General features: G+C 66.2%; 17 protein-coding genes. 16 read left to right on the top strand and 1 reads right to left on the bottom strand.

Annotated features, from left to right (window positions below; translation table 11 throughout):
* Positions 1 to 90: 90 nt before the first annotated feature.
* From mreC to SB751_RS15045, 10 genes are all read left to right on the top strand, one after another.
* Positions 91 to 1,062, top strand: a complete 972-nt coding sequence (gene mreC / locus SB751_RS15000; protein ID WP_144202586.1) for a rod shape-determining protein MreC — start codon at positions 91 to 93, stop codon at positions 1,060 to 1,062.
* Positions 1,059 to 1,571 carry a rod shape-determining protein MreD gene (gene mreD, locus SB751_RS15005; RefSeq protein ID WP_144202584.1) on the top strand — a complete coding sequence of 171 codons (513 nt, stop codon included), beginning with the start codon at positions 1,059 to 1,061 and terminating at the stop codon, positions 1,569 to 1,571. Before mreC ends, mreD begins: the two co-directional genes overlap by 4 nt.
* Positions 1,572 to 1,656: 85 nt before the next feature.
* A complete protein-coding gene (mrdA, locus tag SB751_RS15010; protein WP_250024977.1) occupies positions 1,657 to 4,035 on the top strand; it encodes a penicillin-binding protein 2 in 2,379 nt (792 codons plus the stop codon).
* Between the two features lie 14 nt (positions 4,036 to 4,049).
* Positions 4,050 to 5,192: a rod shape-determining protein RodA gene (rodA, locus tag SB751_RS15015; RefSeq protein WP_144202580.1), complete on the top strand. Its 1,143-nt coding sequence runs from the start codon at positions 4,050 to 4,052 to the stop codon at positions 5,190 to 5,192.
* Between the two features lie 49 nt (positions 5,193 to 5,241).
* Positions 5,242 to 5,913 carry a DUF484 family protein gene (locus tag SB751_RS15020; protein ID WP_144202578.1) on the top strand — a complete coding sequence of 224 codons (672 nt, stop codon included), beginning with the start codon at positions 5,242 to 5,244 and terminating at the stop codon, positions 5,911 to 5,913.
* A gap of 1 nt (position 5,914) precedes the next feature.
* The gene (gene xerC / locus SB751_RS15025; RefSeq protein ID WP_211944097.1) at positions 5,915 to 6,964 is read left to right on the top strand and encodes a tyrosine recombinase XerC; all 1,050 of its coding nucleotides are present in this window, start codon (positions 5,915 to 5,917) and stop codon (positions 6,962 to 6,964) included.
* 143 nt (positions 6,965 to 7,107) lie between these two features.
* Positions 7,108 to 7,992 carry a hypothetical protein gene (locus tag SB751_RS15030; RefSeq protein ID WP_410748203.1) on the top strand — a complete coding sequence of 295 codons (885 nt, stop codon included), beginning with the start codon at positions 7,108 to 7,110 and terminating at the stop codon, positions 7,990 to 7,992.
* Positions 7,934 to 8,425 (top strand): hypothetical protein, encoded by a 492-nt coding sequence (locus SB751_RS15035; RefSeq protein WP_244845083.1) that lies wholly within the window; start codon positions 7,934 to 7,936, stop codon positions 8,423 to 8,425. Before SB751_RS15030 ends, SB751_RS15035 begins: the two co-directional genes overlap by 59 nt.
* A gap of 58 nt (positions 8,426 to 8,483) precedes the next feature.
* Entirely contained in the window at positions 8,484 to 9,020 is a 537-nt protein-coding gene (locus tag SB751_RS15040; protein ID WP_246119035.1) for a DUF3274 domain-containing protein, read from the top strand.
* Entirely contained in the window at positions 9,020 to 9,700 is a 681-nt protein-coding gene (locus SB751_RS15045; protein WP_211944098.1) for a hypothetical protein, read from the top strand. Before SB751_RS15040 ends, SB751_RS15045 begins: the two co-directional genes overlap by 1 nt.
* A 6-nt stretch (positions 9,701 to 9,706) precedes the next feature.
* Here the strand turns inward: SB751_RS15045 and SB751_RS15050 are convergent, their stop codons facing one another.
* On the bottom strand, positions 9,707 to 10,666 hold the full coding sequence (locus SB751_RS15050; RefSeq protein ID WP_144202572.1) for a transcriptional regulator GcvA: 960 nt from the start codon (positions 10,664 to 10,666) through the stop codon (positions 9,707 to 9,709).
* A gap of 195 nt (positions 10,667 to 10,861) precedes the next feature.
* On the opposite strand from SB751_RS15050, the gene SB751_RS15055 reads away from it, so the two are divergent.
* The 6 genes from SB751_RS15055 (at position 10,862) to pxpA (ending at position 15,934) form a co-directional block, all read left to right on the top strand.
* Positions 10,862 to 11,230 (top strand): DUF2917 domain-containing protein, encoded by a 369-nt coding sequence (locus SB751_RS15055; RefSeq protein WP_144202570.1) that lies wholly within the window; start codon positions 10,862 to 10,864, stop codon positions 11,228 to 11,230.
* 118 nt (positions 11,231 to 11,348) lie between these two features.
* On the top strand, positions 11,349 to 12,092 hold the full coding sequence (gene lipB, locus SB751_RS15060; protein WP_144202635.1) for a lipoyl(octanoyl) transferase LipB: 744 nt from the start codon (positions 11,349 to 11,351) through the stop codon (positions 12,090 to 12,092).
* Positions 12,093 to 12,174: 82 nt separating this feature from the next.
* Positions 12,175 to 13,167 (top strand): lipoyl synthase, encoded by a 993-nt coding sequence (gene lipA / locus SB751_RS15065; RefSeq protein ID WP_144202568.1) that lies wholly within the window; start codon positions 12,175 to 12,177, stop codon positions 13,165 to 13,167.
* A 324-nt stretch (positions 13,168 to 13,491) separates the two neighbouring features.
* Positions 13,492 to 14,142, top strand: coding sequence for a 5-oxoprolinase subunit PxpB (pxpB, locus tag SB751_RS15070; RefSeq protein ID WP_144202566.1), 651 nt, complete (start codon positions 13,492 to 13,494; stop codon positions 14,140 to 14,142).
* Entirely contained in the window at positions 14,139 to 15,158 is a 1,020-nt protein-coding gene (locus SB751_RS15075) for a biotin-dependent carboxyltransferase family protein (protein WP_313819217.1), read from the top strand. The genes pxpB and SB751_RS15075 overlap by 4 nt, the downstream gene beginning before the upstream one ends.
* Before the next feature lie 35 nt (positions 15,159 to 15,193).
* Positions 15,194 to 15,934, top strand: a complete 741-nt coding sequence (gene pxpA, locus SB751_RS15080; protein WP_144202562.1) for a 5-oxoprolinase subunit PxpA — start codon at positions 15,194 to 15,196, stop codon at positions 15,932 to 15,934.
* The last annotated feature ends 50 nt before the right edge of the window (positions 15,935 to 15,984 follow it).

Raw genomic sequence — 15,984 nt, forward strand, 5'->3', positions numbered from 1 at the left:
GCCCCCGCAGGCTGCGCCGGTGCGTGCGCCACGAGATTTCCGCCCTCTCCCGCCGCCCCCGGCGGGATGACTTCGCCTGCGCACGGGTAAATGGATTACTCCCCACCGCCGCTCTTCAAGCAAGGCACGTCCGCCGTGGCGCGGCTGGTCATCTTCGTGACCATCGCGCTGACGCTGCTCGTGGTCGATGCCCGCTTCGACGCCATGCGCGTCGCACGCCAGGTTGCCGCCACCGTGCTGATGCCGGTGGAACGCGTGGTCCTGGTGCCGCGCGACGCGCTGCGCGGCGTCTTTGACTACGCCCAGTCGTCCGTGACGTTGGCCAACGAGAACCGCGAGCTGCGCCGCAGCGCCGTGGAGCAGGCCAGCGCCGCCGTGCGCCAGGCCCAGCTCGAGGCCGAGAACAACCAGCTGCGCAAGCTGCTGAATCTGACCCAGCAATCGGCCACGCCGGTGGTGGCGGCCGAGATCCTCTATGACGCCCGCGACCCGTACAGCCAGCGCATCGTGATCGACCGGGGCAGCGTGCAGGGCCTGCGCGCCGGCTATCCGGTGATCGACGAACGCGGCGTGATCGGCCAGATCACGCGGGTCTCGCCGCTCCAGTCCGAGGTGACGCTGCTGACCGACAAGGACCAGGCGATTCCGGTCCAGGTGGTGCGTAACGGGCTGCGCAGCGTGGCCTTCGGCGGCTCGCGCGCCGGGCAGCTCGACCTGCGCTTCATGGCGGCCTCGGCCGATCTTCAGCAAGGCGACCTTCTCGTCACATCTGGTCTGGACGGTACCTATCCGCCCGGCCTGCCGGTGGCGAAGATCGCCCATATCGAACGCAAGGCCGATACGGCCTTCTCGCGCGTGTATTGCGAGCCGGTGGCTGGCGTGCGCTCGCACCGGCAGTTGCTGGTGGTGCGCTACGAGTCCGGGCTGGGCCCGCGTCCGCAGGACGAGGACAAGCCGCAGAAGGCCGAGCGCGGCGCGCGTTCGGCGGCGGCCCGCGCCGGTGCCGAGAAGTCGGCGGAGAAAAACGGCGAAAAACCTGCCGCCACGGAGCCCGCACGGTGACCAATCCCCACTATCTGCTGCGCCCGGTCAACCCCGCGTTCATCGCGGTGACGTTCATCGTCGCGTTCCTGTTCAACCTGATGCCGTGGGGCACCACGCTCTGGATTCCGGACATGGTGGCGTTGGTGCTGGTGTTCTGGAACATCCACCAGCCGCGCAAGGTCGGCATGGGTGTGGCGTTCCTGCTGGGCCTGCTGATGGATGTGCACGATGCCCGCCTGCTGGGCGAGCACGCCATGGCCTACACACTGCTGGCCTACTTCGCCATCACGATCCACCGCCGCGTGCTGTGGTTCTCCGTCTATACCCAGGCGCTGCATGTGCTGCCGCTGCTGTTTATCGTCCACGCCGTGCCGGTGGTGATCCGCCTGGCCATGGGCGCGCCCCTGCCGGGCTGGCAGCTGCTGCTGGCGCCCTGCATCGAGGCGCTGCTGTGGCCGCTGGCCACCAGTGTGCTGTTGGCGCCACAGCGGCGTTCGCATGACGTCGACGAAACCAGACCGATTTAGCCGATCCAGCCTTCCCGGGCCGGATCTATCTATATAGAGCCGTCCGGGCCACCGCCCACGCCGAACCCGCAGCCGCAGTACCGCCATGACCGAAATCCGCAACGTCGAACTGGAAATCGGCCGCTTCCGCATCCGCGTGGCGGCCGCTGCCCTGTTTACGGTGATCTGCTTCGGGCTGCTGTTCACCCGCTTCCTGTGGCTCCAGTGGTACAAGCACGACCAGTACTCGGCCAAGGCGGAGGACAACCGGATCTCCGTGGCGCCGATCGAGCCCAATCGCGGCATCATCATGGACCGCAACGGCGTGATCCTGGCGCGCAACTACTCGGCCTACACGCTGGAAATCACGCCGTCGAAGCTGACCGATACGCTCGACAATACAATTGAGGCGCTTTCATCACTTGTAGATATCCAGCCGCGTGACCGCCGCCGCTTCAAGCGGCTGCTGGAGGAGTCGCGCAGCTTCGAAAGCCTGCCGATCCGCAGCCAGCTGTCCGACGAGGAAGTGGCCAAGTTCTCCGCCCAGCGTTTCCGCTTTCCCGGCGTGGACGTGCGCGCACGGCTGTTCCGCCAGTACCCGCTCGGCGAGTCGGCCAGCCACGTGATTGGTTATCTGGGGCGCATTTCGCAGCGCGACCAGGAACGCATCGATGCGATGGACGAGGCCAACGACGCCGAGGGCGCCAAGTACGATCCGCGCAAGGACGCCGACAACTACAAAGGCACCAACTACATCGGCAAGATCGGCCTGGAGCAGAGCTACGAGGCCGAACTGCACGGGCTGACCGGCTTCGAGGAAGTGGAAGTGAGCGCGGGCGGGCGGCCGATCCGCACGCTGTCCACCTCGCCGGCCACGCCGGGCAACAACCTGATCCTGTCGCTGGACATCCGCCTCCAGCAGCTGGCCGAGCAGCTGTTTGGCGACCGGCGCGGCGCGCTGGTGGCGATCGAGCCGGCCACGGGCGACATCCTGGCCTTCGTCTCCAAGCCCACCTACGACCCGAACCTGTTCGTGGAAGGCATCGACTCGAAGACCTGGGACGAACTCAACAGCTCGCCGGACAAGCCGCTGCTGAACCGCCCGCTGCGCGGCACCTATCCGCCGGGCTCGACCTACAAGCCGTTCATGGCGCTGGCGGCGCTGACCATGGGCAAGCGCACGGCCGCCTGGGGCATGCACGACCCGGGCTTCTTCACGCTGGGCAACCATACCTTCCGCGACGACAAGCCGGGCGGCCACGGCTGGGTGGACATGCAGACCTCGATCGTGCAGTCCTGCGACACCTATTACTACGCGCTGGCGCGCGACATGGGCGTCAACGGCATCCACGACTTCATGAAGCCGCTTGGCTTCGGGCAGATCACGGGCATCGACATCGAGGGCGAAAGCCGCGGCATCCTGCCGTCCACCGAGTGGAAGCGCAAGGCGTACCGCAAGCCCGAGCAGCAGAAGTGGTATGACGGCGAGACCATCTCGCTGGGCATCGGGCAGGGCTACAACAGCTTCACGATCCTGCAGCTGGCCAATGCGGTGTCGATCATCGTCAACAACGGCGCGGTGATGAAGCCTCACCTGGTGAAGGCGGTGGAGGATTCGGTCACGCGCCAGCGTACGCTGACCGTGCCCAAGGAAAGCTATCGGATTCCGCTCAAGCAGGCCGATATCGACGTGATCAAGAAGGCCATGGTGGCCGTGACGCACTCGGGCACCGCCGCGCGCGTGTTCGCGGGCGCGGCCTATGAATCGGCCGGCAAGACCGGCACCGCGCAGACCTACACGCTGGCCAAGGGCGAGAAGTACAACCACCATGCGCTGGAGGAGCGCAAGCGCGACCACTCGCTCTATACGGCCTTCGCCCCGGCGGACAACCCGAAGATCGCGCTGGCGCTGATCGTCGAGAACGCCGGCTTCGGCGCGGCTGTGGCGGCGCCGATCGCCCGCAAGGTGATGGATTACTACCTGGTCGGCAAGTGGCCCGAGGAGCTGCAGGCCAGCGCGCCGCCGCCGGCCGAGCGCGAGCGCGCAGGCGGCAAGCCGCCGGTGGATACGCCAAGCGTGTTCACCACCGGCCTGACGGCCAACGCCGCGACGGCCACGGTAATGGCCAACGCGCCGGCGGGCGCGGCCTCGGGTGCGGACGCCAGCGCTGCCGGTGCGGCGAGTGCTGCACTTGTCGGGGCTTCCGGCGCCACCGTGGCCTCGGGCGCGGGTGCGCGCGGCGCTTCGGAATCGATCGCCGCCCAGCTGGACCCGGCCGCCATCGCGCCGGCCTCGGCCGTGGCCACGCTCGACGAACGGATGCTCCAGGCGCTCGGCCACAGCAAGCCGGCCGCGCCGCCTCCGACCCCGAACCCGGCCCCCGCCGCGCGCCCCGCGCCTGCCTCGGCGCCGGCGCCGGCCAAGCCACGCGTCCGGCCGGTCAGCACGACGGCACCCGCCCCCCGTAACCATGCTGCAGAGTAAAGGAGACGGGCGCCATGGATAAACGCCGCGTCATGTCCCTGATCCGGACGGCCCTCACCGGCTTCGACAAGCCGCTGGCCCTGATCGTCTTCCTGCTGTTCGCCACGGGCATCGTGGCGCTGTATTCAGCCGCCATCGACATGCCGGGCCGCGTGGAAGACCAGTTGCGCAACATCCTGCTCTCGTACGCAGTGATGATGGTGATCGCCTACATGCCCACCCAGCTGCTGATGCGGATCGCGGTCCCCTTGTATACGGTGGGCGTGGCGCTGCTGATTGCGGTGGCGATGTTCGGCCTGATCCGCAAGGGCGCGCGGCGCTGGCTCAACGTGGGCATGGTGATCCAGCCGTCCGAGATCATGAAGATCTCGATGCCGCTGATGCTGGCGTGGTACTTCCAGAAGCGCGAGGGCGTAATCAAGTGGTTCGACTTCGTCGTGGCGCTGGTCATGCTCGGCATTCCGGTGGGGCTGATCGCCAAGCAGCCGGACCTCGGCACGGCGCTGCTGGTGCTGGCGGCCGGCCTCTATGTGATCTATTTCGCCGGGCTGACGTGGAAGATCATCCTGCCGCTGCTGGGCATCGGCGTGGTGGCGATCACGCTGCTGATCTCGTATGAAAGCCAGATCTGCGCCCCGGGCGTGAACTGGCCGGTCCTGCACGACTACCAGCAGCACCGCGTCTGCACGCTGCTGGACCCCACCACCGACCCGCTCGGCAAGGGCTTCCACACCATCCAGTCGATCATCGCCATCGGCTCGGGCGGCGTGACCGGCAAGGGCTGGCTCAAGGGCACCCAGACCCACCTGGAATTCATCCCCGAGAAGCACACCGACTTCATCTTCGCGGTGTTCTCTGAGGAGTTCGGCCTGATCGGCAACGCGGTGCTGCTGGTGCTGTACCTGCTGCTGATCTTCCGCGGGCTGTATATTGCCGCCAATGCGCCGACGCTGTTCTCGCGGCTGCTGGCGGGCGCCATCACGCTGATCTTCTTCACCTACGCTTTCGTGAACATGGGCATGGTGAGCGGGATCCTCCCGGTGGTGGGGGTGCCGCTGCCGCTGCTCAGTTATGGCGGGACGGCGCTGGTGACGCTGGGCATGGGGATTGGCATCCTGATGAGTATTTCGCGTCAGAAGCGGCTGATCCAGACCTAGCAGTGCCGTTTGCTACACTGCCATCCGAAAAATACTCCGGTAGAAGCTTATGAACGCCCAAGATGTCGCCGCCTGGCTGCAGAGCAATCCGCAGTTCTTCGAGGAACACGCCGAACTGCTGGCCGCGGTGCAGCTGACCAGCCCGCACAGCCATCGCGCCGTGTCGCTGCAGGAGCGCCAGATGGAAATCCTGCGCGAAAAGAACAAGGGGCTGGAGCTGAAGCTGGCCGACCTGGTCCGCCACGGGCATGACAACGACCGCACCCAGCAGCGCATGCATGCCTGGCAGTTGCGCCTGCTGGCCGAGGCCGATTCGCACGCGCTGCCGTACACGGTGCAGGACGGCCTGCAGCAGGTGTTCGACGTGCCGGCGGTGGCCCTGCGCGTGTGGAACGTCGGCGAAGCCTTCACGCACATCGAAGTGGCGCAGGGCGCCAGCGACGACCTGCGCCTGTTTGCCGAAGGGCTGCGCGCGCCGTACTGCGGCCCGAACAGTGGCTTCGAGGCCGCCGCGCTGCTCGAGCGTGACGACATCGCCTCGCTGGCGATGGTGGCCCTGCGTGTGCCGGCCCGGCCGGACGAAGACGCGCTGGGCGCCGCCTTCGGCCTGCTGGTGCTGGGCTCGCCCGATGCGCGCCGCTTCCACGAAGGCATGGGCACGGCCTACCTGGGCCAGATCGGCGAAGTGGCCGGCGCCGCGCTGAACCGCCTGCGCGACTGACATGGCCCGCCGCCCGCCATCGGAGAGCGAGGCACCGGACCCCAAGCCGGCGCCCGATCCGCTGGTGGTGCGCTACCTCGACTGGCTGGCCACCGGCCGCAAGCTGGCCGAGCACACGCTGGCCAGTTACGGCCATGACCTCTCCGTACTCCAGACCCACGCCGCGCGCCACGCGCCGGGCGTGGCGCTGCTGGCGCTGGAAACCCATCACATCCGGTCCTTTGCCGCGCGCATGCACGGCGGCGGCCTGTCCGCGCGGACCATCGCCCGCACGCTCTCCGCCTGGCGCGGCTTCTACCTGTGGGCGGCGCGCCATGGCCACGGCGTGGCGATGAATCCCGTCGATGGCGTGCGCGCGCCCAAGCGCGGCCAGCCGCTGCCCAAGGCGCTGTCGGTGGAGCATGCGGTGGCGCTGGTCGCCCATCGCCCCGGCGACTCGGCCGAGGCGCGGCGCGACCAGGCGGTCTTCGAACTGTTCTATTCGAGCGGGCTGCGGCTGTCGGAGCTGGTGCAGCTGGACCTGCGCTATACCGAGGATGGCGCGTACCGCTCGATCGGCTGGATCGACCTGGCCGGGGCTGAGGTCACCGTGATCGGCAAGGGCTCGCGCCGGCGCTCGGTGCCGGTGGGCAGCAAGGCGATGGAGGCGCTGCGGGCCTGGCTGGCCGTGCGTGACACGCTGCTGCGCCCCGGCGCGGCGCCCGAGGACGCCCACGCGCTGTTCCTCGGCACACGCGGCAAGCGGCTGTCCGGGGCCACCGTGCAGTCGCGCATCCGCAAGCAGGCGCTGTCGGCCGGCGTGCCGACCCACGTGCATCCGCACATGCTGCGCCACTCATTCGCCACTCACATGCTGCAGTCGTCAGGCGACCTGCGCGCGGTGCAGGAGATGCTCGGCCACGCCAGCATCGCCACGACGCAGGTCTACACCTCACTCGACTTCCAGCATCTGGCCAAGGTCTACGACCAGGCCCACCCGCGCGCGGGGCGTGCAAAGACTGCCGCCGCAAAGCCTGCGCCGACACCATCGGAAAAAGACGAAGAAAGCTGAGTCACCCGGCCGGACCCCATAGCCGCCAAGCCATCTTCGCCGACGCGAGTTTCGGCGTTTTACGATTGTAGTGACCGGATCCTCGCGTCTAGCATGCCGAATACGCAGCTTTTCAGGCTGCGGTGGCATGGAAGCGAGGTCATATGGCTGATGTTTTTGAAGAGGACGATGGGCGGTCGGCTCAACCCGCGCCGGCTAACGAATCGAAGCGGAACAAGCTCAATATCGCCACGCGCGTCGTGCCGATGCAGATCGACGCGCAGGGACGGCCTTACTGGGAGTCGTTCCTGACACCGGAAAGCTTCGAGGTCCGGGCGGAAGCACAGATTCCTCCGCACCTGCCCGGAATTATTATCTTTGTGCACGGGGTCAATTCGGAAGGGGAGTGGTATGACGCGGCGGAAGGCGCGCTATGCGACGGGTTGAATCAGCGATTGAATCGCGCAGACCTCGAAACAACCACCTACACGGCGGTTGATAGCGTAACGAAACAGCAGGATGGGCGCCGTGTCGTAACAGCAGGATATTCCCCCGTCATCCGCTTCTACTGGGGCTATCGAGCTCCCGATGGTCAGGAAGAAAACTATACGATCCCGCTACGAAATATCCGGGGCACTGATTACAGTGCGCCGCAATGCACGAGTCAGGGCGGGCCATGGTATTGGGGCGGTGGTCCTTTCCAGAACGGCACAAATAATCTTCAGCAACTCTGGAGCGAGGCCGGTTTCCGCCGGCATGTCCTGGGTGTGGATATGCAGGCGCTCAATACCGAGACGGAGCGCCAATTGCAGGACGCGCCGCCACGCACCTATTACGCCCATGCGGTGCAGCGTCTGGCCGGGCTGATCGACAAGATTCGCCGGCATTCGCCTAATGACACGATCTCGATTTGCTCGCACAGCCAGGGAACGATGATTGCCATGGCCGCCACGGCCTTGTGCGAGACGCGCGCCGGACGCGCTGTTCATCATGAATTCGCCGTTCGCGCTCGACGACAAAATCACCGACTCCCTCACCTGTGGCAATGAACGACCTACCGAACGGGCAAGGGTCAGTACTTTCCGCAATATCGCCAACCGGATCAAACAGGAAAAGCGGGCGCTCTCACCGGCGCAGATAAAGTGCTTGCAAGTCGGTGCGACCGAGGACATGAATTTCTGGCGCCCCGATCTCGAAAATCACTTCGGCATGCCCGAGCGCGACAACCATGGGCGGTTATACGTGTACTTCAGCCCCCATGACCGGGTGATGGGTTGCACGGCCTTGCAGAGTATTGGCTGGCAGGGCTTGGATGCCAATCTGCTGGCGGAGTTGGGCGATACGGTCAAACAAAGGATGCTGGCGCGAGGTACGCCTTGGTACGCCTTGCGGCGACGCGCCGGGCGTCAAGAAGTTTGGGTCGCTACCGCCGATCCCGGATCCACCTCCCGGGGTCAAGTCCGACGATTTCTGGGACGGTAATCGCGGGGTACTGGGTGGATTGATGAAGCTTTGGGCGGTACCTGACAAGAACAAGACGGTGACGATCAACGCCGAGGCAGTGCCGAATCCATTGACGGCTGAGGAGGTGCAGCGCTTCGATAGGCCAAAACATACTGCCGCAAAATGGGGCGAGGTTGACCCGGAAACCGGTGAGCGTCTCGATACGACATTCTCATATCTCGCATCGATCTACGAGCCGGAGGAATACAGGGAAGAGCCAGACATCTACAACGATGGGCGACCCAATCGCAGAATTGAGACCCGGGAAGAGATGCGGAAGCGCATCGACCAATATCAATCCGAGCCGACGGATCACAGCAGCTTGCCTGAAAATGCCGAATTCATGAAGCGCGTGGTCGCCTATGACCTGCCCGTTGGCTTCTGCGATGCATATAAGGACCCCACATTCTGGACCCGATTGCTGCAGGAGGCGGATTGGACCTCCTTGCGGGACCCGTATTTCCTTACCGGCAACCTGATGAAGCCCGCCATGCCGTCGCATATCGACGGCGAAACCGTGGCAGCTGAAATCACCCGCGCTCAGGCTGAAAAGATCAAACGGAGGGAATTCTGATGCGAAGCGCCATCACCGCCGCCGCGCTGGGCGCCCTTTTGATTGCCGGTTGCGCCACGCCGCCCTCTTATGTCGGCCCACCGCTGGACGCCGTCTACGATGTGCCGCCACAGGTGATCTATCGCATCGACGACCATCGTTTTGTGACACTAGAGAACTATTGGGATTGCCACCATGGGACGACGTACTACAACGACACGAAGCAAGGGATTCGCAAAAGACTTGGGCGCAACGGCATCGAGAACTTTCAGGGCAGGCTCATCAATGCGGATGCAACCGGCCTGAACCTTGTCATTCCGTCGTCCCAGCCGCCAGAACGGACGTGCAGCGACCGAGGCTGCTCCATCTCGTTGCTCTATTCGACCGATGGCGGCAAAACCTTCAAAGGCTGGCGCTATATGGTGAGCTTCGACCCATTCAAAGACTCGAAGCGGTTCACCATTGCGGCGACTGAAGACGCTATGTATATATCGAAATTGCACAGCGAGACTACCGGCAGAATTATTACCGCGCGATATCCGTTGATTCCCGGTTTTGTCTACGGCAAGGAAGACCTGCCCAATGGTCTGCGCATTGAGTTTGATACCAAATTGCCGTCTGGTCTCCGCTCCCCCACCGGTCAGGAACGCTTCTCCTGTGACCCGTCCATTCGCCCCACCAACCCTCCGGTTGTGAGGTAAGGGGCGCTAGTCAGACCACTGCGACAAAATGTTGCGGAAGCGCTCCATCTCGGGCAGCAGCCACTGGCGGAACGCCTGTACCTTCGGCAATTCCAGGCTGGCGTGCGTGCTGACGAAGTACAGCAGCCACGGGCAGACGATATTCACGTCGAACAGCCGCACCACGCGGCCGGAGAGCAGGTCGTTGTAGGCCAGCGAGGAGCGGATCAGCGCGATGCCCTGGCCCTCGGCGGCGGCCTGCAGCAGCAGCGAGGAATCCTGCAGCAGCAGGCCCTTGCGCGGCTCCGGCCAGTCCAGCCCGGCGGCTTCGAACCACGGTTGCCACGGATCGCCCTCGCCGCGCAGCAGCGGCATGCCGGCCATGTGCGCCGGCTGTTCGGGCAGGCGGCCACCGTTGAAATCGGGGCTGCACACCGGAAAGAACACATCGTCGAGCAGCCGTTCCACGTACAGGCCCGGGTAGTCGCCATTGCCCATGCGCAGCGCGACGTCCACTTCCTCATTGGCGAAATCGACCAGCGAGTTCGATGACAGCAACTCCACGTCCAGCTCCGGATGCTGCTCGATAAAGCTGCCGATGCGCGGCGTGAGCCAGCGCGCGGCGAAGGACGGCATGGTGCTGATGGTCAGCCGCTTGTCGCGGTTGCCGGCCTGGAGCACACGCGTGGCATCGGCGATCTGCAACAGCGCGTCGCGCACGCGCTCGGCGTAGACCCGGCCGTTGGCGGTCAGCATCACCCGCTTGCCGCGCCGCTCGAACAGCGGCTGGCCCAGTTCTTCCTCCAGCGCGCGGACCTGGTGGCTGACGGCGCCATGGGTGACGAACAGCTCCGCCGCCGCGCGGGAAAAGCTCTCGTGGCGCGCGGCGGCCTCGAAGGCGCGTAGCGCGGAGAGCGCCGGCAGGCGCGGGAAATCGCGCTTCCAGCGCTGTCCGTTGTCGGGGTTCCAGCTGCCGCTCCAGACCATGATGCGAGTTCTCTATGTGAGTTTGGCTAACAAGACACAAGAATATATATCGTTTTGATAGTGCTAGGGCAATCACTAGAATGCAATGCACCGGAACCGCTTGTCAGCGCCCCCTAACTGGCCCGGTCCAATATCCAGGCCAGTTCCGGTGCATCTGACCCGTCAGCGGGCACCCGGCACACGGAGAAAGCCATCATGAAAGCCTTGCTCACAACGACAGTGTTCACCCTCGTCCCTGGCGAAGTCACCAGCCTCTCGCTCCATGCTGCCCAGCGTCTGTTTGTGGAAGACGCCAAAGCCACGGACGTGTGGGTGACCCGCGAGAACGACTCGGAGGATTACTGGCTCCGTTGTGGCGGCAGCCTGTTGCTCCGGCGCGGCGATGAGATCGTGATCAGCGTGGACCCGAGGGCGACCCGCCCGGTCAGGCTGGCGCTGATTGCCGAAGCACGCCGCCCGGCGGCGACCGTGGCGGACCTGCCACATTTCGTGTTCCGCGCCGTGAGGCGTTTGGTTCGAGGGACCGAATGGACACCGGGCCAGGATCAGGTCACGGCCTCCTGAACTGAGGCTGGTCTGGCCGCCGAGGCCGGGCCGGGAGGCCGAACGCGAGACCCCGCCATGACCGGGGTCGCCCACCAGGGGCCGGCGCATGCCGGCCCTTTTCGTTACACTCTCGGGCATGCATGCCATTCAAGTCATCGAGCGGGGTCTGGAGCCGTACGCGCCCTGTTTCGACGCCATGCGCGCCTATACCGAGGCCCGCACGCCCGACACGCCGGACCAGATCTGGCTGGTCGAGCACCCGCCGGTCTACACGCTCGGCCAGGCCGGGGACCCCGCGCACCTGCTCTCGCCCGATGCCGCGATTCCCGTCGTCAAGATCGATCGTGGCGGACAGATCACTTATCACGGGCCGGGCCAGGTCGTGGCCTACCTGCTGCTGGACCTGCGCCGCCGCCACCTGATGGTGCGCGAGCTGGTGACCGATATCGAGCAGGCGGTGCTGGACACGCTGGCGGCGTATAATCTCGCAGCCGAACGCAAGCCCGGCGCCCCCGGCATCTATCTGTCGGACGGGCCGCACCAGGGCGCCAAGATTGCCGCGCTCGGCCTCAAGATCCGCAACGGCTGCAGCTATCACGGCGTCAGCCTCAACGTGCAGATGGACCTCTCACCGTTCCTTCGCATCAACCCGTGCGGCTATGCCGGACTGGAAACAGTCGACATGGCCAGCGCGGGCGCCACCGTGCCGGTGGCAGGCGAAGCCGGGGGAACGCCATTGACGCTGAGTGCAACGACCCCCGTCACTGCGGCCCACTACCCCGAAATCGCGCGACGCCTGGCGGCGGCCCTGTGCGAGGTGCTGGCGGCGCGCGAAGCGCGGGCCCCGGCGCGCGGGAATGCCGCCGCCGAGGCCGCCTGAGCACAGCGATGGCGCCCCCGGCCCTGATTCACAGCCAAGTCCACAGCCAAACATGCACGCGGCCAAGCGTGCGGAGAACAGTATGAGCGACGCCCTGATCGCCCCGTCCAGCGAAGCCCCGCAATCCCCCGCCGAGTACGATCCGACCCGCAAGCAGAAGTCGGCCGACAAGACCGCGCGCATCCCCATCAAGATCGTGCCGGCCGAGAAGCTGAAGAAGCCGGAGTGGATCCGCGTGAAGGCGGCCACCGGCAACTCGCGTTTCTACGAGATCAAGGACATCCTGCGCGCCAACAACCTCGTCACGGTGTGCGAGGAAGCCAGCTGCCCGAACATCGGCGAGTGCTTTGGCAAGGGCACGGCCACGTTCATGATCATGGGCGACAAGTGCACGCGCCGCTGCCCGTTCTGCGACGTGGGCCATGGCCGCCCCGATCCGCTCGACGTGAACGAGCCGGGCAACCTGGCGCGCACCATCGCCCAGTTGAAGCTGAACTACGTGGTGATTACCAGCGTGGACCGCGACGACCTGCGCGACGGCGGCGCCCAGCATTATGTGGATTGCATCTCGCAGACCCGCGCGCTGTCGCCGGCCACCCGCATCGAGGTGCTGGTGCCCGACTTCCGTGGCCGTCTGGACAAGGCGCTGGACGTGCTCCAGGCCGCCCCGCCCGATGTGATGAACCACAACATGGAAACCGTGCCGCGCCTGTACAAGCAGGCCCGCCCGGGCGCCGACTACGCGCACTCGCTCAAGCTGCTGCAGGAGTTCAAGCGCCGGAATCCGCACCTGCCGACCAAGTCGGGCCTGATGGTGGGCCTGGGCGAGACCGACGAGGAAATCCTCGAGGTCATGCGCGACATGCGCGCCCACGATATCGACATGCTGACCATCGGCCAGTACCTGGCGCCGTCGAACCACCACCTGCCGGTGATGCGCTACGTGCATCCGGATACCTTCAAGATGTTCGAGGAAGAGGCCTACAAGATGGGCTTCACCCACGCCGCCGTCGGTGCCATGGTGCGCAGCTCGTACCACGCCGACCAGCAGGCGCATCAGGCCGGGTTTGCCTGAAGCGGGCGGGTAGCACGAACAAGGAAGGCCGGGACATGCTCCCGGCCTTTTTTATTGCCAATCGTTCCGACAGGCAGGCAAGGGGCGTCCTGAATGTCTGCTCGCGGCTTTCAAGCACCTTTCATAGAAAGATACTCAAAAGGCACTTAATCCCCGTCTTGGCGTCATCTTGTCGCTAACGGTGCATAACACCCTAGGGACAACCCCGAGTGCTGGGCGTCGGCATGTTTCGTTATGATGAATTTATCGATAAATCGTCGATGAAATACGACTGAGTCACATTCGGTCCGAAACCATCCGCCCCATCCTCACTGGTTGCCCCACATGCCCGATTGCACCGTCCATCGCCTGGCCGAGCAAGCGCTGCTCTATAGCGTGTCGCCGCCCGCTTCGCTCGATGTCCAGCGCCGCATCTGGGCCATGGCCGAGCGCGCTGCCGACTGGCGCGGCGTGGTGGACGTGGTGCCCGGCATGAACAACCTCACCGTGGTCTTCGACGACACCGCCGACGTGGCCGCGCTGGAGCGTAATCTGAAGGTGGCGTGGGCGTCGGGCGAAACGCGCAACGCCACCGGCAAGCTGGTGGAAATTCCCGTGCGCTACGGCGGCGAGTTCGGCCCCGATCTGGCCGATGTGGCCGCGCATACGGGCATGACGCCGCAGGAAGTGGTGCGCCGGCATGCGGCGGGCGAGTACGTGGTGTATTTCCTTGGCTTCCAGCCCGGTTTCGCCTATATGGGCGGCATGGCTCCGGAGCTGGCCACGCCGCGCCGGCGCGAGCCACGCCTGGCCGTGCCGGCCGGTGCCGTGGGCATCGGCGGCGAGCAGACCGGCATCTATCCCGCCGTGCTGCCCGGCGGCTGGCAACTGATCGGGCATACCGACGCCCAGCTCTTCGTGGCGGACCGCGATCCGCCGTCCCTCTTCGCGCCGGGCGACACCGTGCGCTTCATCGTCGAGGAGTATCTGGCGTGATCGAAATCATTCGTCCCGGCGCGCAGGCGTCCGTACAGGATCTCGGCCGGGTGGGCTTCCGCCGCTTCGGGGTGGGCCGCTCGGGCGCGGCGGACAGCCTGGCGCTTCACGTGGGCAACCGGCTGCTCGGCAACGCGCCCGGCGCCGCCGGCATCGAATTCACGCTGGGCCGCGCGGCCATGCGTTTCCATGCCGATATGCGCGTGGCGCTGGTCGGGGCCGAGTGTGGCGCCAACCTGGACGGCGTGCCGGTCTGGTGCTGGCACGCCTTCGATGTACATCGCGGCGAAACCCTGACACTGCCGTCTCCGCGCGGCGGCACCCGCACCTACCTTTGCGTGGCGGGTGGCATCGACGTGCCGCTGGTCATGAACTCCCGCAGCACGGACCTGAAGTCCGGCTATGGCGGCTTCGAAGGGCGCGTGCTGCGCGAGGGCGACAAGCTGCCCGCCGGCCGTCCGGGCCTGGACGAGGAGCGCGACTGGCTCGGCGTGGCCGCCCCGGGCTGGGCGCTGCCCGTGAACCGCATCGACGACGCCTGGGCCATCCGCATGCTGCCCGGCCCCGAATATCCCGATTTCGAACCCGCCGCGCAGGCCGCGCTGTGGCAGTCCGACTGGACCATCACGCCGCAGAGCAACCGCATGGGCCTGCGCCTGCAGGGCCCCGCGCTGGCGCGCCGCGCCGAGCGCAGCGGCGACCTGCTCTCGCACGGCGTGGTGCCGGGCGTGATGCAGGTGCCGCCGGCCGGCCAGCCCATCGCGCTGATGAGCGATGCGCAGACCACGGGCGGCTATCCGAAGATTGGCGTCGTGATTGGCGCCGACCTCTGGCGGCTGGCGCAGGTGCCGCTCGGCGCGTCCGTGCGCTTCGTGCAGGCCACGCTGGACGAGGCCGCCGCCGCGCAGGCGGAGCTGGACCGCTACCTGCGGCAGATCGACCAGGCGCTGCAATGGCAGGGCGATGGCATGAAGATCGCCGCGCGCCGCCGCACCACCACGCGCTTCGTCGCGTAACGCCGGCTGGACCCCACCGTACAAGGAGAACCCCCATGCAAATCGACCTGAACGCCGACCTGGGCGAAGGCTGCGGCAACGACGAAGCCCTGCTGGCACTGATCAGTTCCGCCAACGTGGCGTGCGGCTGGCACGCCGGCGATGCCGCCACCATGCTCCAGACCGTGAAATGGGCGATCGCCAACAACGTGGCGATTGGCGCACATCCGAGCTTCCCGGACCGCGAGAACTTCGGCCGCACCGAGATGCAGCGCGACCCCGAGGCCGTCTACGCCGACGTGCTGTACCAGATCGGCGCGCTCGACGGCATCGTGCGCGCCCAGGGCGGCCAGCTCGCCCACGTGAAGCCGCATGGCGCGCTCTACAACATGGCCGTGCGCGACGAAACGCTCTGCGCCGCCATCGTGCGTGCCGTGCGCGACTACAACCCCGACCTCGTCTTCTTCGGCCTGGCCAACAGCCGCATGATCACCCTGGCGCGCGATGCCGGGCTGCGCGTGAAGGAAGAAGTGTTCGCCGACCGTGGCTACAACCCCGACGGCACGCTGGTCAAGCGCGGCACGCCGGGCGCGCTGCACGACGACGAGGAAGTTGCCCTGGACCAGACCCTGTCGATGGTGCGCGACCAACGCGTGCGCGCGATCGACGGCACCTGGGTACCGATCCGCGCCGAAACCGTGTGCCTGCACGGCGACGGCGCCCACGCGCTTGCCTTCGCGCGCCGCATCCGGGAACGGCTCGGCGCGGAAGGCATCGCCATCCGGGCTGGTGCCTGACGGGCGCCCGCCCGCCGGCGCTGGCTTTGCTCCACCGTTCGCTTCACCTT

Source organism: Cupriavidus sp. SIMBA_020 (assembly GCF_046535395.1).
In the GTDB taxonomy this organism is placed as follows: Bacteria; Pseudomonadota; Gammaproteobacteria; order Burkholderiales; family Burkholderiaceae; genus Cupriavidus; species Cupriavidus campinensis.